This window comes from Ferrovibrio sp. (assembly GCF_046297895.1).
GTDB lineage: Bacteria > Pseudomonadota > Alphaproteobacteria > Ferrovibrionales > Ferrovibrionaceae > Ferrovibrio.
Genome location: NZ_JBKBHC010000007.1, coordinates 216,931 through 234,746, shown reverse-complemented (window position 1 = coordinate 234,746; position 17,816 = coordinate 216,931). Strand labels below are relative to the sequence as shown.

Here is a 17,816-nt window from a genome sequence, read left to right as displayed (position 1 = left end):
AGCGGAGCAATGCTGACAGCATGGTGGCAGCAGGGGTTCGCTACAAGGTTTTTCCACGGCGCTGCGCCGTTCTCCTCCCCGCCCGCTTCCGGAGCCGCCATGACCCATCTGCCGCCCGCCGCCCGCCAGCCGATCCGCCTGCATGGTGGCGGCCCCGCCTTCGGCCTGCCCGAGGTGAGCCCCTACACGATGAAGACCGAGGTGCAGCTTCAGCTTGCCGGCCTGCCCTATATCCATGTGCGCGCCCAGCCCGCCGACTCGCCCAAGGGGCAACTGCCCTTCATCATCGACGGCGACGTCCCCGATGGTCGGGTGACGGTGGCCGATTCCACCTTCATCCGCAGCTATATCGAACAGAAATACGGCCTTGATCTCGATGCCTGCCTGTCGCCCGAGCAGCGTGCCGTAGCCTGGGCGGTGGAGCGCATGGCCGAGAACCAGCTCGGCTGGGTGATGAATTACTTCCGCTATGCCGACGATGCGAGCTTCGAGAAGGGCCCGGCCCGCTGGTTTGACGCCATGCCCGAACCGCAGCGCAGCGAATTGCGCCGCGCCCTGCGCGAGAAGGTGATGGCCAACCTGTTCGCCGTGGGCATCACGCGCCACAGCCATGACGAGATCCTGCTGCTGGGCGCGCGCTCGCTGCGGTCGCTCTCGGTGCTGCTGGGCGGCAAGACCTATCTGTTCGGCGAACGCGCCACCGGCACCGATGCCATTGTCTTCGCCCAGCTCGCCAACATCCTCTCGCCGTATTTCGACAATGCCCTGCGCCGCCGCGCCGAGGCATTCCACAATCTGGTCGATTACGTCGAGCGCATGATGGAGCGGTTTTATCCGCGCTTCGCCTGGCGCGCCTGTCAGAAGGGGCAACCGGAAAAAATTATGGCGGAGACGGCCTCGCAGGCGGCCTGATCTCTTCGGTCAGCCTCTGTGCATCAACCGCGGCGGAAAATCACCGTCAGGTTATTGGCCGGCATCTCAACCGCCTGCATCCGGATAAAGCCTTGCCGCGCGGCCAGCGGCGCGACTTCAAAATCGAGGCAGCGCACGCCCCAGCCCGGATTGCGCGCCTTCAAGCTGTCGTCGAAGGCGACGTTGGAGGGCGCGGTATGCTGGCCGTTGCGCTTGAACGGGCCATAGAGGATGAGCGGCGCATCTGCAGCACTCAACACGCGCGCCGCACCGGCCACCAGTCCTTCGGCCGCCGCCCAGGGCGCGATATGGATCATGTTGCAGCAGAGCAGCGCATCGGCCTTTGCAACAGGCCAGTCCGCCGCCGTCACGTCGATGCGCAGGGCCGGACGGATATTGGTGGCCCCGCTGTCGGCCGCATGAGCATCGATGGAGGGCAGGGCCTCGGCCTCATAATCGCTCGGCTGCCAGAGCAGCGGCGCCAGAAGCGGTGCCATGAAGGCGGCATGCTCGCCGCTGCCGCTGGCGATCTCCAGCAGCAGGCCTTCTTTTGGTAAGACATCGCGCAGCACGGCCAGGATGGCCTCGCGGTTGCGCAAGGTGGCCGGGGCGTGGCCGGCGCGGGTCGGCGGTCTGGTTCATGCTTGCCATCGTAACCGGGATCACAGGGCTGCGGCAAAGCGCCCGCCCGGGGCGAAGCCCGGTTGACGGCGGCGCGGAGGGGCGCTTAGACTGTGTGCCATGACCGCGACCTACCGCTTCTGGCAGTATTTTACCTCCTCCCATACGGGCGGCGCGCTGGTCATTGTCTGAACCATTGCAGCCGCCGAGGTCGGCGGCTTGCAACATCACAGAAGGTCTCCGGCCCGGTGGCTCAGAACCCGGCCCTCAAGGAGACCTCTCATGCAAACCCCGCAAAATCCCGAACTGAACCCGGCGTCCGACCTCGGCCTGCCACAGGTCGCATTGCAGAAATCGCATCTGGCCGAAGGCGTGTCGCTGGCCGAACTGCTGGTGCTGACCGGCCTGGCGGTGAACCGCGATGCCGCGCGCCGGCTGATCACCCTGGGCGAAACCAGCATCGACGACCGCCCGATCGACAACGCCATGGAACGCGTGCGGCTGTCTGACGGCACGATCCGCATCGCCGCCGGCGCGGCGCAGGTGCTGCTGCGTGCGGTGTGAGGGCGGAGGGAACAATGGCGCCCTTGCCAAATCCATGGAATGTACTATATTTGTTCTCAATGCCGCCCCACCCGGCAGAGCAGTCGAGTGTGAGATTGCATAAAAACGTATGCCGGCGCCGGCATCCCCCGCCGGGCCGGCATACGGGTTTTGCTCCGTAAACGGCGAATTTCGGGCCGGACGGGGCGGAACCAGCCCCAAAACCGTACTCCCAGTGCCCTTTGGGCAACAGAAAACGGCCTTCCCGATGCCAGATCGCCCCAGCCAGATCGCCGCGGATATGTGCCGATACGCGGCCATAAGCGGCGCTATGCGAAACGAACCCGGGCGAACCCAGGCGGGCTGAAATGAACCCGAATGAACCTGAACGAACCGAAACGAACCTGGGCGAACCGGAATGAACCGGAACCAACCCCAGCGCGCCGGATCGGGCAGCGCCGGCGCCGGCCTGTTTCGTGGCCAGCCGCTCATGCCGCCGCTCTGGCTTTTGGCCCTTCGACTTTGCCCCCTTTGACTTTGCCCCCCTTTACTCGACCGGCGACGGCTGGCTAGTCTGCGCCTTCCGCTTTTTCGTAGGCGCAACAACGATTTTGGGAAGGAAACCGGCCTTGTCCGTTCAGGCCATGCCCTCGAGCCCGTCTTCATCAGGCCAGTCTTCATTCGCCGGGAGCGCGCCCGCCGCCTTCGCCCGGCCGAACCCCGCCGCCCAGGCGGTGCGCTTCGCCGGGCTGGACATCACCTTTCAATTGCAGACCGGTGGCACCCATCGCGCCGTGGCCGGCATCGAGCTTGCCGTGGCGCGCCATGAATTCGTCGCCATCGTCGGCCCCACCGGCTGCGGCAAGTCCACGCTGCTGAATGCCGCCGCCGGCCTGCTGAAACCCTCGGCCGGCAGCGTCGAGATTCTGGGCGCGCCGCTGGTCGGACTGAATGCCAGGGCCGGCTACCTGTTCCAGGCCGATGCCCTGATGCCGTGGAAGACGGCGCTCGACAACGTGGCCGTGGCGCTGGAGCCGCAGGGCGTGAAACGCGCGGAAGCAGTGGAGCGCGCACGTGCCTGGCTGGCCCGCGTGGGCCTGAAGAACTTCGCCGACCGCTATCCCCACATGCTGTCGGGCGGCCAGCGCAAGCGCGTGGCGCTGGCGCAGATGCTGATCCGCGATCCGCAGATCCTGCTGATGGACGAACCCTTCGGCCCGCTGGATGCGCAGACGCGGCAGATCATGGGTAACCTGCTGCTGTCGCTGTGGTCCGCCAGCGACCAGACCGGAGACCAGGGCGGCGACCGCAAGGCCGTGCTGTTCGTCACCCACGACCTGGAAGAGGCCATCGCGCTGGCCGACCGCGTGATCGTGATGTCGGCCGGTCCGGCCGCCGGCATCGTCGGCGATTTCCGCGTCGACCTGCCGCGCCCGCGCGACATCGCCGAAATCCGCACCGAACCCGCCTTCCACCAGATCCACAAGGCGATCTGGGCCAGCTTGCGCGTGGAAGTGCAGAAAACCTACGAGATGAGCGAGGAGGCGCAACAATGAAGGCGCCGATCAATCGCGGCACCCTGCTGGTGCTGCAGGTACTGGTGGGCCTGGCTTTCCTGGTGGTGTGGCATCTGCTCACCACCGTGCCGATGGCCGACGGCAAGCCGCTGATGCCGCCCTTCTTCTTTTCCACGCCGCTGGACGTGCTGGCCCGCACGGTGAAGGATTTCTCGGGCACCGAGATCTGGCGCCATCTGGGCATCACGCTGCTGGAAACCTTGCTGGCCTTCGGCTTCGGCGCCATCGGCGGCATCGTGGTGGGCTTCGCCTTCGCCCGGCGCGAATTGCTGGCCGCGATCTTCGATCCCTATGTGAAGGCGGCCAACGCCCTGCCGCGCGTGGTGCTGGCACCGATCTTCGCGCTCTGGTTCGGCCTTGGCATCTGGTCGAAGGTGGCGCTGGGCTTCACGCTGGTCTTCTTCATCGTGTTCTTCAACGTCTACCAGGGCATCAAGGAAGTCAGCCCCACCGTGCTGGCCAATGCGCGCATGCTGGGCATGAACGAGCGCCAGCTCCTGCGCCATGTCTACTGGCCGGCGGCGCTCACCTGGATGTTCTCCTCGCTGCACACCTCGGTCGGCTTCGCGCTGGTGGGCGCCGTGGTGGGCGAGTATCTCGGCTCGGCCGGCGGCCTGGGCTACAAGATCCACGAGGCGGAAAGCGTGTTCGACGTGACCGGCGTGTTTTCCGGCATGCTGATACTCGCCGTTTTCGTGATCGTGATCGACACCGTGGTGACGATGATCGAGAACCGGCTGCTGGTCTGGCGGCCCGACATGGCGGCAAAGACCGTCTGACTTATCAAAACGGAGGAAACGACATGAAGATCAAGATGCTTCTGGCCGCTGCCGCCGCCGTCATGCTGACGGCCGCCGCAACAGAGGCCGCGCCGGAAAAGGCCAAGCTGACATTGGGCGTCGGCGGCAAGCCGCTGCTGTATTACCTGCCGCTCACCATCGCCGAGCAGAAGGGCTATTTCAAAGCGGAAGGGCTGGATGTCGAGATCAACGATTTCGGCGGCGGCGCCAAGTCGTTGCAGGCCCTGGTCGGCGGCAGCGTGGATGCCGTAACCGGCGCCTACGAACACACCATCCGCATGCAGCAGAAGGGCCAGGATATCCGCGCGGTGATCGAGCTGGGCCGCTTTCCCGGCATCGTGCTGGCGGTGAAGAAGGAACACCAGGGCAAGGTGAAGACGGCCGCCGACCTCAAGGGCATGAAGATCGGCGTCACCGCGCCGGGCTCGTCCACCAACTTCTTCGTCAACTACCTGATCGCCAAGTCCGGCGGCAACTACAAGGACAGCGCCTTCATCGGCGTGGGCGCCGGCGCCGGCTCGGTGGCGGCGATGCAGAAGGGCGAGATCGACGCGATCTCGAATCTCGATCCGGTGATCTCCAAGCTGGAGATGGACAAGAGCGTGTTCATCCTGGCCGACTCGCGCACCGAAGCCGGCACCAAGGCGATCTTCGGTGGCTCGAACCCGGCCGCCGTGCTGTATCTGAAGAACGAGTTCATCGACAAGAACCCGCAGACCACCCAGGCGCTGGTGAACGCCTTCCACAAGGCGCTGGTCTGGCTGGCCACCGCCAAGCCCGAAGACGTGGCCGCCACCGTGCCCGAGGCCTATTACCTGGGCGACAAGCCGCTTTACATCGCTGCCGTGAAAAACTCGCTGGAGACCTATTCACGCACCGGCCTGATTCCGGAAAGCGGCATGAAGAGCGCCTTCAACATGCTGGCACAGTTCGACGAGGAACTGGCGAAATCCAATGTCGACCTGAACAAGACCTTCGTCGACAGGTTCGTGAAGAATGTGAAGAAGTAGAAACGCCGATCAATACAGCCTGCGGGCGTGCGGCCGGGGTAAACGCCCCGGCCGCTTTTTGTTTGCGCCATTTTTATTTGCAATTGCCCGCTGCCCGGACGCGCCTATACTGGCCGCCGGGTGGATCTGTTCCATGCGCCATGGGGGGACAGCCATGGACGACTTCCTTGCACGCCTGCCGGGACCGCTCTCGGCGCCGAGCCGCCGGTTCTTCGCGGTATGGAACCGCTGGCGCTGCGGTCGCCCGCTGCCCGAATACCACGATGCCGACCTGGCCGATCTGGGCGAACAGGCACGGACCTGCCTGATGCTGGAAATCCGCAGCCGCGATGACATGCCCATCCTGCAGGCCGGCCCCGGCATCGCCGAGCGGATCGGCTTCGATCCCACCGGCGGCAATTACCTGGACATGACCACGCTGGATAACCGCGCCATGCGCGCGGAACTGGTTCTGGAGCAGATCCTGCAGCCCTGCGGCGCCATGCTGTATTACTGGCTGCGCTATCCCAACGAGAGCATACTTCCGGTGGAGGTGGTGTGCGCGCCGATCTGCCGTGACGACGATGCCATCCCCAACCTGCTGCTGGGCTGCGTGACGCCGCTGGCCCGTGTTGCCGCCGATGGCGTCGCCGACCCGGATTCCTATATGATCGCCGAAGGCATGCGTTTCATCGATATCGGCTTCGGCATTCCGCCGGCCAATCCGAATGTACCACGCAGGCTGCAGCATACCCATTAGATCAGCAATACCCTTGAGTGAGTCGCGATGATCGGTTTTCTGGATGCCTTGCCCGCGCCGCTGTCGCAGCGGGCCAAGGAGTTTTTCGCCCTGTGGGATGAATGCCGCCGCGGGCGCAAACTGCCGCAGCGCAGCGACATCACGCCGGAAATCCTGGGCAGCTTTTTTGAAACCTGCGTGCTGCTTGAGCTGCGCGGCCATGACGAAATCCGCGTGGCCATGGCCGGCAACACCGTGAATGCCCATCTGGGCTATGACCTGACCGGCTTCAACTATCTTGACCTGACCAGCGCCGAAAACCGCTCCTGGCGCGCGCATCTCACCATCGCCCAGGCCGCCCAGCCTTGCGGCGTGGTGATCTATTACTGGCTGCGCTTCGCCGATGGCTCGGTGCTGCCGGTGGAATTCTGCGGCGCGCCCTATTGCGAGGATGGCGCCGAAGACGCCAGCCTGATCCTGTGCTGCGCCACCGGCCTGGCCAAGACCGACATGCGCGGCCAGCCGATGGACCCGGATTCGTATGAGGAAGGCGACGGCATGCGCTTCATCGACTTAGGGTTTGGCGTGCCGCCGCTGGTGCCGAGCCAGCGCCAGGCCGCAAGGCCGGTGCAGTGAAGCCCTAGCCTTCCAGTTCCTCGCGCAGCATTTCCAGTTCCAGCCACTGGTCTTCCGCAGCGGCCAGCTCGGACGTGGCTTTTTCCAGACCGGCGCTGGCGGCCTGGAATTTCGCCGGGTCGCGCGAGAAGAGCTGCGGATCGTTCAGCGCCGCCTGGTGCCCGGCGATCTCGGCCTGCAGGTCGGCCATGCGTTTGGGCAGGGTCTCCAGCGCGTGTTTTTCCTTAAAGCTGAGTTTGCGCTTCGGTGCCGCACGCGGTGCTGAGGATGCGGGCCTGTCATCCGCCTCCGCCTTTTTCTGCGCCGGCGCGGCCTTCGCCTGCACGCCGGACCCACGCTGGGCCACCATGTCGGAATAGCCGCCGGCATAGAGCTGCCAGCGTCCATTGCCCTCGAAAGCCAGCACGGCAGTACAGACGCGGTCGAGGAAATCGCGGTCGTGGCTGACCAGCAGTACGGTGCCAGGATAATCGGCCAGCATTTCCTGCAATAGATCGAGCGTTTCCAGATCGAGATCGTTGGTCGGCTCGTCGAGCACCAGCACGTTGGACGGCTTGCTGAGCGCGCGCGCCAGCATCAGCCGGCCGCGCTCGCCGCCCGACAGCACGCGCAAAGGCGTGCGGGCCTGTTCCGGCGTGAACAGGAAATCCTTCATGTAGCTCATCACATGGCGCGGCTGGCCATTGATGGTGACCTTGTCGCTGCCGCCGGCAAGGGCATATTGCAGCGTCATTTCGGGATCGAGCGCATCGCGCTTCTGGTCCAGCGCCACCAGTTCCAGATTCATGCCCAGCCGTACGCTGCCCGCATCGGGTTTCAGCTTGCCGGTGAGGATGTTCAGCAATGTGGTCTTGCCTGCGCCGTTCGGCCCAATGATGCCGAAGCGGTCGCCGCGCTGGATCTTCAGCGACACATCCTGCAGCACGACCTGATCGCCCCAGGCCTTGGAGATGTTCTTCGCCTCGGCGATCAGCTTCGACGAGGTTTCGGCTTCCGACACCGTGAGCGTGACATTGCCGGCCACCTTGCGCTGTTCGCGGCGCTCGCGCCGCAGATCCTGCAGCGCGCGCATGCGGCCCATGTTGCGCTTGCGCCGGCCCGATACGCCATGGCGCACCCAGTCGAGTTCGGCGACGATCTTGCGGTCCAGCTTGTGGCGTTCGGTTTCCTCCTGCTCCAGCAATGCGTCGCGCCAGTCCTCGAAGGCGGCAAAGCCCTGGTCCAGCCGCCGCGTGGCGCCGCGATCGAGCCAGATCGTGGCGCGGGTGAGGTTGGAGAGGAAGCGCCGATCGTGGCTGATCAGCACCAGCGCCGAGCGGATGCGCTTCAGTTCGGACTCCAGCCATTCGATGGCGGGCAGGTCGAGATGGTTGGTCGGCTCGTCCAGCAGCAGGATGTCGGGCTCGGGCGCCAGCACGCGGGCCAGCGCCGCGCGGCGCGCCTCGCCGCCGGACAGGGTTTTCGGATCTTCCGCGCCCGTGAGGCCCAGCGCTTCGAGCAGGGTGCGGGCGCGATGCGCGTCGTCGCCGGGCATGAGGCCGCCGAGCACATAGGCCAGCGTGTCGGGGAAGCCGGAGAGATCGGGCTCCTGCGGCAGGTAGCGCATGGTGGTGCCGCTCTGCACCACGCGGTCGCCGCTTTCGGGCTGTACCATGCCGGCCGCCACCTTCATCAGGGTGGATTTGCCCGAACCGTTACGGCCGACCAGGCAGAGCCGGTCGCCCGCCTGCACCGACAATTCGGCCCCGTCCAGCAGGGGCTGGCCGCCGAAGGTGAGGTGGATGTCGCGCAGGATCAGAAGCGGGGGGGCCATGGCAGTCCTTCAATCAGGCCAGGGTGATAGCAACCCCCGGCGGCAGCGGGAAGGACCGGCCGCGGCGGGAAGCGGCGATTCTTCCGTACACGCAGCATCTTCATAAGGAGGATTATTTTACTAATCAAAGTTACTAAAAAATAACATGCACAGATAATCATTGTTCAAATACAACATACCCCGTTACCCCACCGTCTCCGAAAATATCAATCTTTTCAGCGACATCCCCAGAAGGAGGGGGTAGCGACATGAAGAATTTGCGCCTGGCGCCCAGGTTTTGGATCATCCTCGGCATTAGTGTGATCGGCCTGCTCCTCGTGGGCGCCATCGGCCTGCACCGGCTGAACGGCGTCCTGCTTGAGGATCGCATGGTCAAGACGCGCAACCTGGCCGAAGTGGCCCACAGCGTGATCGTGCGCTACCACGCCCGCGCCCAGGCGGGCGAACTGAGCGAGGCCGATGCCAAGCGGCTGGCGCTCGCCGACCTGGAAGTCATGCGCTACGACGAAAAGGAATACTTCTGGGTCAACGACATGGGCCCGGTGATGGTGATGCATCCCTTCGCCAAACAGCTCGTCGGCAAGGATCTGAGCGAGAACAAGGACCCGAACGGCAAACGGCTCTTCGTCGAATTCGTCAACGTGGTGAAGAAGGACGGCGCCGGCTATGTCGACTATCTCTGGCCCAAGCCGGGCCTGAGCCAGCCCGTGCCCAAAATCTCGTATGTGAAGGGCTTCGCGCCCTGGGGCTGGATCGTCGGCACCGGCATCTATATCGACGATGTCGACGCGATCTTCCGCCAGTTACTGATCGCCAATGGCGGTGTCATCGCGGTCGTGATCCTGATCCTGCTGGGCCTGAGCTGGATCATGGTGCGCAGCGTCAGCCAGCCCCTGGCTGCACTGACCGATACGCTGGGCCGACTGGCCAAGCGGGACTGGGATGCCGACGTGACCGGCCAGGACCGGGGCGACGAGGTGGGCGACATCGCCCGCGCCGTCAGCGTGCTGAAGGATAACGGCATGGCGGCCGACCGTCTGCAGGCCGAGATCGAAGCCGAGCGCAAGCGCAACGAGGAAGCCCGCACCGAACAGGAAGCAGCCCTTGACCGCGCCATCGGCCAGGTGGTGACCGCGGCTTCGGCCGGCGAACTGGGCCGGCGCATCGATACCGCGGCGCTGGCTGGCGTGACCGCCAAGATCGGCAGCCAGTTGAACAGCATGCTGGCAACCCTGAGCGAGGCCATCGCGAATGTGCAGACCACCGTGGCCGGACTGGCCAAGGGCGATCTGCGCAGCCGCATGCAGGGCCAGTATCAGGGCGTGTTCGCCAGCCTGCAATCCGACCTGAACGGCATGGCCGACACGCTGACCGGCGTGGTGCGCAACATCGCCACCGCCGTGGATGCGCAGAGCAGCGCGGCGGCCGAAATCTCGGCCGGCAGCCAGGACCTGGCCAGCCGCACCGAACAGCAGGCGGCCGCGCTTGAGGAAACGGCGGCCTCGATGCACGAGGTGACGACCACGGTGAAGCAGAATGCCGACAATGCCCAGGCGGCGAACCAGCTTGCGGTGGTGGCCCGCGACACGGCGGAGAAGGGCGGCAGCGTGGTGGGCGATGCCGTTGCCGCCGTGACGCAGATTGAGGAGAGCGCACGCAAGATCTCCGACATCGTGTCGCTGATCGACGAGATCGCCTTCCAGACCAACCTGCTGGCATTGAATGCCAGTGTGGAGGCGGCCCGCGCCGGCGAGGCGGGCAAAGGCTTTGCCGTAGTGGCGCAGGAGGTGCGCGCGCTGGCGCAGCGCAGCGCGAATGCGTCGAAGGACATCAAGGCGCTGATCACGGAATCGAATGCCCAGGTCAAGACCGGGGCGAGCCTGGTGAACCGCACCGGCCAGTCGCTGACCGAGATCGTGACTGCAATCAAAAAGGTCACCGACATCGTGGCCGAGATCGCCGCGGCCAGCCGCGAGCAGGCCACGGGTCTGGACGAAGTGAATACCGCAGTGGGCAACATGGACGAGATGACCCAGCGCAACGGTGCCCTGGTGGAACAGACCTCGGCCTCGGCGCAGTCGCTGTCGGCCCAGGCGCGCGAACTGTCGCAGTTGGTCGGTTTCTTCCGCACGGCCTAGTCAAGCCACTGCTTTTGCGGGATCATGGCGGGCACCGGAACCCGAATCGGAGCCTGCCATGACCACCGACATGACGATGCTGATCGCCAGCGCCGTACTCTGCCTGCTGCTGGCGTTTCCCTATTCGCTCGGCTTCATCTTCAGCCGCGGCCTGTTCGTGGTGGCCGGCAACCGCGAGGATTTTCCGCCCGGCACCGGCTGGATCGGCCGCGCGCACCGCGCCCATCTCAACATGGTGGAGAACCTGGTGCCGTTTGCCGCCCTGGTGCTGGCGGCGGCGGTGATGAACCGCGCCGATGCCTGGACCGCGCTGGGCGCCCAGGTGTTTTTCTACAGCCGCGTGGCACATGCCGTGGTCTACACCCTCGGCGTGCCCTGGCTGCGCACCCTGGCCTATGCCGGCGGCCTCGCCGGCATGGCCATGGTGCTGTATGGCATCGTCACATGATGCGGCCTACCAGCGCGCCTTCACGCTGAGATAGGGACCGGCAAAGGTCATGTCGGTGCTGCCGATATTGGCGGCACCGACCAGCGTGTCGGTGCTGAAGACAAAGTCCTGCAATCCCATCCAGTGCTGGGCGCGCAGGCCAAGTTCGATTCCCAGCGCGTCCAGGCCGCCGGCATCCTCGATCACGTCCCAGCCAAGCGCGATGCGGCCATCCAGCACCGGCACGGCACGATGGTTTTCGGCGCGGTAGAACAGATTCGGCGTGGTGCCGTTGTTGTTGGTTTGCGAGCCAACCTCGCCGGTGCCAAGCAGCAGGCTGCCGGCCACCCCGCCATCGATGTAGAAACCCGAACCAAGCGATACCCGGCCATCGGCGCCGACGCGCGGGCCCACGCCGCGGAAATGCGCCTGGTTGAGGGATACGGCATCGACATTGTTGCGAATGTCGAGGTCGCGGTTGAGCTCGGCATAGCGCAAACCGGCAAACAGAGCCGGACGTTCGCCGCGCGGCCGGCTGCGCAGGTCGAGATCGAATTGCAGGGTCTCGACCTCCGATCGCGCCACCACCGTTTCGCCGGCAGTACCGGCAGGGCCGCCGAAGCCGGCATCGAACAAGGCGGTGTCGCGCAGGCGTGTGGAAGCATCGCTGTCGGTCGACAGATGACGTCCGGTCAGCGCGACCGCAAACCGGCGCCCGGCCGGAGCATACAGAACGCCGCCTTCCAGACCGGGGCCGAATCCGTGATCCACCGTCGCGGTCTGGGTATCGGCATTGGCATCGCCGCTTAAGAACCGGAAGCTGTCGGACATCGGCTTGAGCAGCAGCGGCTGCAGGCTGAGCGAGATTTCCCGCGGCCGGACTGCCGGCGCGGCGGCCATGGGCGGCATGCCCGCCATGCCATGGCCGGCCATGCCTTGTCCCATTTGCGCCAGGCTGCCCGGCATGGCTGTCGTCGGGGCCGGACTGGCCGCCGCGAACTGGCGTGCACCGGCGGGCACCGCCTGCTGCGCATTCAGCCGGGCCTCCAGATCCTCGATGCGCCGCTGCTGGTTTTCCAGCATGCGCATGAGCTGTTCATAGCGGGCGTCGTTTTGCGCCATGGCTTTCGGCACCATAGCGGGGATAGACGCGGCCAGCGAAACGCCACCGATCAGCAGGATGGCGGCAATGCGACGGAACGGCATGGAAATTCCCCCCTGATTCGAGACAGATCAGGGATCGGACTTAACCCGTACCGACGCATGCTGCAAATTAAAACGGGTTCATGATGATCAGGCCGCTGCTGCGGATCGATTCGCCGCGGCGCCTGCCGGACATCCGGTTCAGCCGGGATTGACCTTGCAGGTCTTGCCCACGGTGATCGTGGCCGTCTGCGGCGCCACCGACTGGCGGCAGCGCAGGCGGCGCGCCGCGGAATCGTAGATTTCCACCACGATGCCCTCGGTTTTGCGCGGGCTGTAGCAGTCGCGCTGACCCGATTTCACTTCCTTCACATAGACCGGCATCGGGGGGCCGCCGGCCTGCACGACGATGCTGCCATCGGTGTCGTTCACCACGCAGAAGGCGAAGGCAGGCGAGGCGAGCAGGCAGCCCAATAGCACCAAGCCGGGAAGTAGTCTCTGCATGATCTTCCTCACACAAACCGTCATGGCCGGGCTTGGCCCGGCCATCCACGTCTTCCTATCACGCAATCCCTAAAAACTCGTGGATGCCCGGGCCAAGCCCGGGCATGACAAAATCCTTAAAAACCAGCAAATAACTGCGTGGCTTCAATAGCAAGCAGGCCGACCCCTCTGCGTTGTCGTTCTTTGCACGCCTGCCTCAGTCTGTTCGTGATGTCCGAATCAACTAGCCACGAACGGAACTTCGAAATGCAATACTATCTCCTGCTCATTCTGCTCAGGCTGTTTCTTGAAATTGTCGAATTCCTGTTTCGGCTCTAGCTATGACTGCAAACAAAAACGCCGCCGGATTTTCATCCGGCGGCGTTTCCGCTTCCCTGGAACCCGGCCGATTGGGGCAGGCCGGAACCAGAAGCCCTAAACCATCAGGCGCGCTTTTCCGCCGCGGCCGCCGGCGCATCCGACAGCGGATGTTCCAGCCGCGCGACCATCTCTTTGGGGCAGACCTGCCAGATTTTCGCCTTCACGGCATCCCAGTCGGCGAAGAGATTGGACGCATAGACCGACTGGCTCTCGCGGATATGCTCGTCGATCATGCCGCGCAGCACGCCTTCCCAGTAGCTGGAGGCCAGCCGCTGGTAGACCACGCTTTCGTCGTTGATCGCGATCGGGAGCATGTCCTCGGGATCGTAGACGAAGGCCATGCCGCCGGTCATGCCGGCAGCGAAGTTGTCGCCCACGCTGCCCAGGATCGCCACGCGGCCGCCGGTCATGTATTCGCAGCCATTCGAGCCGCAACCCTCGATCACGGCGATGGCGCCCGAGTTGCGCACGGCAAAACGCTCGCCGGCCTGGCCGGCGGCGAACAGCTTGCCGCCGGTGGCGCCGTAGAGCACCGTGTTGCCGATGATGGTGTTCTCGTTGGTCTTGGCCACCAGCGGCGAGGACGGCGAGGGCCGCACCACGATCATGCCGCCCGACAGGCCCTTGCCAACATAGTCGTTGGCATCGCCGAAGACTTCCAGCTTCAGGCCCTGCACGGCAAAGGCACCGAGCGACTGGCCGGCCGAACCGGTGAGCCGCACGGTGATATGGCCGGGCTTCAGGCCCGTCATACCGAACTTGCGTACCAGATGCGACGACAGCCGCGTGCCGATGGCGCGGTGGGTGTTGCGGATGTTGTAGGCGAGCTGCATCTTCTCGCCGTGGCTGAACACCGGCGCGGCATCGCCCAGCATCTGGGCATCCAGCGTGTCGGGCACCTCGTTGCGGCCTTCCAGCGTGCAGTGGCGCGCATGGTCGCCCGTATCGGCCTGGGCCAGGATCGGGTTGAGGTCAAGGTCGTCGAGATGCGCGCCGCCGCGGCTGACCTGGGTGAGCAGATCGGTGCGGCCGATGATCTCGTTCAGCGACTTCACGCCAAGGGATGCGAGAATCTCGCGCACCTCTTCGGCGATGAAGCTGAACAGGTTGACCACCTTCTCCGGCGTGCCGGTGAACTTCTTGCGCAGGGCGTCGTTCTGCGTGCAGATGCCGACCGGGCAGGTATTCGAGTGGCACTGGCGCACCATGATGCAGCCCATCGCCACTAGCGCCGCCGTGCCGATGCCGTATTCCTCGGCGCCCAGCATGGCGGCGATGACGATGTCGCGGCCCGACTTGAGCCCGCCATCGGTGCGCAGCTTCACGCGATGCCGCAGCTTGTTCAGCGTCAGCACCTGGTTGACCTCCGACAGGCCCATTTCCCACGGCGTGCCGGCATATTTCACCGACGTCTGCGGGCTGGCGCCGGTGCCGCCGACATGGCCCGAGACCAGGATCACGTCGGCCTTGGCCTTGGCCACGCCGGCCGCAATCGTGCCGATGCCGGCTTCCGACACCAGCTTCACGCAGACCTGCGCGTCGGGGTTGATCTGCTTCAGGTCGTAGATGAGCTGCGCCAGATCCTCGATCGAATAGATGTCGTGATGCGGCGGCGGCGAGATCAGCATCACGCCGGGCGTGGAATGGCGCCGCTTGGCGATCAGTTCGGTGACCTTGAAGCCGGGCAGCTGGCCGCCCTCGCCGGGCTTGGCGCCCTGGGCGACCTTGATTTCCAGTTCGCGGCAGTTGTTGAGATATTCCGCCGTCACGCCGAAGCGGCCCGAGGCCACCTGCTTGATCGCCGAATTGGCATTGTCGCCATTGGGGCGCGGCTTGAAATTCTCGGGTGCCTCGCCGCCTTCGCCGGAATCCGACTTGGCGCCGATGCGGTTCATCGCAATGGTCAGCGTCTCGTGCGCCTCGGGGCCGAGCGCGCCGAGCGACATGCCCGGCGTGATGAAGCGCTTGCGGATCTCGGTGACGCTTTCCACCTGTTCGATGGGCAGCGGGGTCCTGGCCGGCTTGATTTCCAGCAGGTCGCGCACCGAGATCGGCGGCAGGTCGCGCAGGCCGGCGGTGTATTTCTTGAACAGGGCGTAGTTTTCCGTGCCCACCGCCGTCTGCATCATGTGGATCAGGTTGGCTTCCCAGGCATGGGCCTCGCCGCCGCGGCGGTACTTGTAGATGCCGCCGACGGGCAAGGCCGTCACATCCGAGCGGAAGGCGCGTTCGTGGAGAGCCAGGACTTTCTTCTGAATACCGATCAGCCCGATGCCGGAAATGCGCGAGGGCATGCCGGGGAACAGGTCGGCCACCAGCGAGCGGGACAGACCAAGCGCCTCGAAATTGTAGCCGCCGCGATAGGAGCTGATCACCGAGATGCCCATCTTGGACATGATCTTGAGCAGGCCGCCATCGACCGCTTCCTTGAAGCGGCTGATGGCTTCCTCCGCGGTCAGCTTGCCGAGCAGGCCGCGATTGACGCGATCGACCAGGCAGGCCTCGGCCAGATAGGCGTTCACCGTGGTGGCGCCCACGCCGATCAGCACGGCGAAGTAATGCACATCCAGGCATTCGCCCGAACGCACGGTGAGCGAGGTGAAGGTGCGCAGGCCCTGGCGCACCAGGTGGCTGTGCACAGCGCCCGTGGCCAGGATCATCGGCATGGCCGCGCGCTGGGCATTCACGCCCTCGTCGGTCAGCACGATATGGGCGGCGCCGCCGCGCACGGCATTCTCGGCTTCCGCCCGCACCCGCTTGATCGCGTCGCGCAGGGCGCCCTCGCCACCATCGACCGGGAATGTGCAATCGATTTTTGCCGTGGTCTTCTCGGCATACTTCAGCACGCGGGCCAGATCGGCATTGGACAGCACCGGGCTTTCCAGCAGCAGGATGGCGATCTGTTTCGCATCCTCGTCCAGCACGTTGGTCAGATTCCCCATGCGGGTGCGCAGGCTCATCACCCGCTTCTCGCGCAGACTGTCGATGGGCGGATTGGTGACCTGGCTGAACTGCTGGCGGAAGAAATGGTGCAGGCCGCGATACTGTTCCGACAGCACTGCGATCGGCGTGTCGTCGCCCATCGAGCCGACCGCTTCCTTGGCGTCCTCGGCCATCGGATGCAGGATCAGCTCCATGTCTTCCAGAGTCAGGCCGAAATTGAGCTGGAAGCGGCGCAGCTCGTCCTTGCTGAACGACTTGGCGACGGCCGGCGCGTCCTTGATCTTGTCGAGGGTGACGATGTTCTTCACCCACTCGCCATAGGGGTGCTCGGCGGCCAGCTTGTCCTTGATCTCGCGGTCGAGATACAGGCGGCCCTTCTTCAGGTCCACCGCAATCATCTCGCCGGGGCCGACGCGGCCCTTGCGGATCACCTTGTGCTCGGGTACGGCGACCATGCCGGTCTCGGAACCGACGACCAGCAGGTTGTCGCTGGTCATGGTGTAGCGCACCGGGCGCAGGCCGTTGCGGTCGAGGCCCGCGATGGCCCAGCGGCCGTCGGTGGCGCAGATCGCCGCCGGACCATCCCAGGGTTCCATGATCGAGTTGCAATAGGCGTAGAGGTCGCGATGCGCCTGCGGCATCAGCGGCTTGTTGGAGGCCGATTCCGGGATCAGGATGGTCTTCACCATCGGCGCGGCGCGGCCGGCGCGCACCAGCACCTCGAACACGCTGTCCAGCGCGGCGGAGTCGGAAGACCCCGACTGCACGATCGGCTTGATGTCGTCGGAGAGATCGCCGAAGGCGTCCGACGTCATCTTGATCTCGTGGCTCTTCATCCAGTTGACGTTGCCGCGCAGGGTGTTGATCTCGCCGTTATGGGCGAGCATGCGGAAGGGCTGCGCCAGCTTCCAGGTCGGGAAGGTGTTGGTGGAATAGCGCTGGTGATAGATGGCAAAGGTGCTGACGAAGCGCTCGTCCTGCAGGTCGGGATAGAAATAGTCGATCTGCTCGGCCAGGAACATGCCCTTGTAGATCACGCTGCGGCAGGAGAGCGAGCAGATGTAGAAGTCGCTGATATGGGCGGCCAGAACCTGCTTCTCGATGCGGCGGCGGATCAGGAACAGGTCACGCTCGAAGGCGCCGTCATCCTTGGCCAGGCGGTTCTCGATCAGCACCTGCTCGATCTCGGGCCGCGTGGCATTGGCCTTCTCGCCGATGATGGTGGCATCCACCGGCACCTGGCGCCAGCCGTAGATGCCATAGCCAAAGTCGAGGATGGCCGTCTCGACGATGGTGCGGCAGGTCTCCTGCGCGGCCAGGTCGGTCTTGGGCAGGAATACCATGCCAAGGCCCAGCTTGCCCTCGCCCGGCTCGAAGCCCGAGCGGCGCACATGTTCGCGGAAGAAATCCTGCGGGATCTGCACATGGATGCCGGCGCCGTCGCCGGTCTTGCCGTCGGCATCCACCGCGCCGCGATGCCACAGCGCCTTCAGCGCCTGGATGCCGGCCGCCACCACGCGGCGATGCGGCGCACCATCCAGGGAGGCGATCAGGCCGACGCCGCAGGCGTCATGCTCCTCCTCCGGCCGGTACATGCCGGTCTCGCTCAGCCGCTTGGTTTCGTCCTGCCACTGCTCGACGTAGCTCTTCTTCATCATGTCGCTCATGTCA

At 65.0% G+C, this 17,816-nt stretch carries 14 protein-coding genes; 9 read left to right on the top strand and 5 right to left on the bottom strand.

Going from position 1 to position 17,816, the window contains the following annotated elements:
• Positions 1-99: 99 nt before the first annotated feature.
• Positions 100-912 carry a glutathione S-transferase family protein gene (locus tag ACK4FK_RS14060; protein ID WP_409745591.1) on the top strand — a complete coding sequence of 271 codons (813 nt, stop codon included), beginning with the start codon at positions 100-102 and terminating at the stop codon, positions 910-912.
• A gap of 23 nt (positions 913-935) precedes the next feature.
• Here the strand turns inward: ACK4FK_RS14060 and ACK4FK_RS14055 are convergent, their stop codons facing one another.
• Positions 936-1,511 (bottom strand): DUF938 domain-containing protein, encoded by a 576-nt coding sequence (locus tag ACK4FK_RS14055; RefSeq protein ID WP_409745590.1) that lies wholly within the window; start codon positions 1,509-1,511, stop codon positions 936-938.
• A gap of 304 nt (positions 1,512-1,815) precedes the next feature.
• Here ACK4FK_RS14055 and ACK4FK_RS14050 point away from each other — a divergent pair, with 304 nt between their 5' ends.
• The 6 genes from ACK4FK_RS14050 (at position 1,816) to ACK4FK_RS14025 (ending at position 6,817) form a co-directional block, all read left to right on the top strand.
• Positions 1,816-2,097, top strand: a complete 282-nt coding sequence (locus tag ACK4FK_RS14050) for a hypothetical protein (RefSeq protein ID WP_409745589.1) — start codon at positions 1,816-1,818, stop codon at positions 2,095-2,097.
• Between the two features lie 608 nt (positions 2,098-2,705).
• On the top strand, positions 2,706-3,632 hold the full coding sequence (locus tag ACK4FK_RS14045) for an ABC transporter ATP-binding protein (protein WP_409745588.1): 927 nt from the start codon (positions 2,706-2,708) through the stop codon (positions 3,630-3,632).
• Complete coding sequence (locus tag ACK4FK_RS14040; RefSeq protein WP_409745587.1) at positions 3,629-4,432, top strand: ABC transporter permease; 804 nt, start codon at positions 3,629-3,631, stop codon at positions 4,430-4,432. The genes ACK4FK_RS14045 and ACK4FK_RS14040 overlap by 4 nt, the downstream gene beginning before the upstream one ends.
• A 23-nt stretch (positions 4,433-4,455) precedes the next feature.
• The gene (locus tag ACK4FK_RS14035) at positions 4,456-5,463 is read left to right on the top strand and encodes an ABC transporter substrate-binding protein (RefSeq protein WP_409745586.1); all 1,008 of its coding nucleotides are present in this window, start codon (positions 4,456-4,458) and stop codon (positions 5,461-5,463) included.
• A 154-nt stretch (positions 5,464-5,617) separates the two neighbouring features.
• Positions 5,618-6,202, top strand: a complete 585-nt coding sequence (locus tag ACK4FK_RS14030; RefSeq protein ID WP_409745585.1) for a PAS domain-containing protein — start codon at positions 5,618-5,620, stop codon at positions 6,200-6,202.
• A gap of 27 nt (positions 6,203-6,229) precedes the next feature.
• Complete coding sequence (locus ACK4FK_RS14025; RefSeq protein WP_409745584.1) at positions 6,230-6,817, top strand: PAS domain-containing protein; 588 nt, start codon at positions 6,230-6,232, stop codon at positions 6,815-6,817.
• Positions 6,818-6,821: 4 nt separating this feature from the next.
• On the opposite strand, the gene ACK4FK_RS14020 is transcribed toward ACK4FK_RS14025, so the two are convergent.
• Positions 6,822-8,630, bottom strand: a complete 1,809-nt coding sequence (locus tag ACK4FK_RS14020; RefSeq protein ID WP_409745583.1) for an ABC-F family ATP-binding cassette domain-containing protein — start codon at positions 8,628-8,630, stop codon at positions 6,822-6,824.
• A 248-nt stretch (positions 8,631-8,878) separates the two neighbouring features.
• On the opposite strand from ACK4FK_RS14020, the gene ACK4FK_RS14015 reads away from it, so the two are divergent.
• Both ACK4FK_RS14015 and ACK4FK_RS14010 read left to right on the top strand, forming a co-directional pair.
• Positions 8,879-10,768, top strand: coding sequence for a methyl-accepting chemotaxis protein (locus ACK4FK_RS14015; protein WP_409745582.1), 1,890 nt, complete (start codon positions 8,879-8,881; stop codon positions 10,766-10,768).
• Between the two features lie 58 nt (positions 10,769-10,826).
• The gene (locus tag ACK4FK_RS14010) at positions 10,827-11,216 is read left to right on the top strand and encodes an MAPEG family protein (RefSeq protein WP_409745581.1); all 390 of its coding nucleotides are present in this window, start codon (positions 10,827-10,829) and stop codon (positions 11,214-11,216) included.
• A gap of 6 nt (positions 11,217-11,222) precedes the next feature.
• Here the strand turns inward: ACK4FK_RS14010 and ACK4FK_RS14005 are convergent, their stop codons facing one another.
• From ACK4FK_RS14005 to gltB, 3 genes are all read right to left on the bottom strand, one after another.
• Complete coding sequence (locus ACK4FK_RS14005) at positions 11,223-12,401, bottom strand: Lpg1974 family pore-forming outer membrane protein (RefSeq protein ID WP_409745580.1); 1,179 nt, start codon at positions 12,399-12,401, stop codon at positions 11,223-11,225.
• Positions 12,402-12,539: 138 nt separating this feature from the next.
• Positions 12,540-12,842, bottom strand: coding sequence for a hypothetical protein (locus ACK4FK_RS14000; RefSeq protein ID WP_409745579.1), 303 nt, complete (start codon positions 12,840-12,842; stop codon positions 12,540-12,542).
• 422 nt (positions 12,843-13,264) lie between these two features.
• Positions 13,265-17,812 (bottom strand): glutamate synthase large subunit, encoded by a 4,548-nt coding sequence (gene gltB / locus ACK4FK_RS13995; protein ID WP_409745578.1) that lies wholly within the window; start codon positions 17,810-17,812, stop codon positions 13,265-13,267.
• Between the last annotated feature and the right edge of the window lie 4 nt (positions 17,813-17,816).

Coding starts and splice junctions, on each gene's coding strand:
- ACK4FK_RS14025 (WP_409745584.1), top strand. CDS start 6,230: ATGATCGGTTTTCTGGATGCCTTGCCCGCGCCGCTGTCGCAGCGGGCC.
- gltB (WP_409745578.1), bottom strand. CDS start 17,812: ATGAGCGACATGATGAAGAAGAGCTACGTCGAGCAGTGGCAGGACGAA.
- ACK4FK_RS14030 (WP_409745585.1), top strand. CDS start 5,618: ATGGACGACTTCCTTGCACGCCTGCCGGGACCGCTCTCGGCGCCGAGC.
- ACK4FK_RS14035 (WP_409745586.1), top strand. CDS start 4,456: ATGAAGATCAAGATGCTTCTGGCCGCTGCCGCCGCCGTCATGCTGACG.
- ACK4FK_RS14005 (WP_409745580.1), bottom strand. CDS start 12,401: ATGCCGTTCCGTCGCATTGCCGCCATCCTGCTGATCGGTGGCGTTTCG.
- ACK4FK_RS14020 (WP_409745583.1), bottom strand. CDS start 8,630: ATGGCCCCCCCGCTTCTGATCCTGCGCGACATCCACCTCACCTTCGGC.
- ACK4FK_RS14040 (WP_409745587.1), top strand. CDS start 3,629: ATGAAGGCGCCGATCAATCGCGGCACCCTGCTGGTGCTGCAGGTACTG.
- ACK4FK_RS14010 (WP_409745581.1), top strand. CDS start 10,827: ATGACCACCGACATGACGATGCTGATCGCCAGCGCCGTACTCTGCCTG.
- ACK4FK_RS14015 (WP_409745582.1), top strand. CDS start 8,879: ATGAAGAATTTGCGCCTGGCGCCCAGGTTTTGGATCATCCTCGGCATT.
- ACK4FK_RS14060 (WP_409745591.1), top strand. CDS start 100: ATGACCCATCTGCCGCCCGCCGCCCGCCAGCCGATCCGCCTGCATGGT.
- ACK4FK_RS14050 (WP_409745589.1), top strand. CDS start 1,816: ATGCAAACCCCGCAAAATCCCGAACTGAACCCGGCGTCCGACCTCGGC.
- ACK4FK_RS14000 (WP_409745579.1), bottom strand. CDS start 12,842: ATGCAGAGACTACTTCCCGGCTTGGTGCTATTGGGCTGCCTGCTCGCC.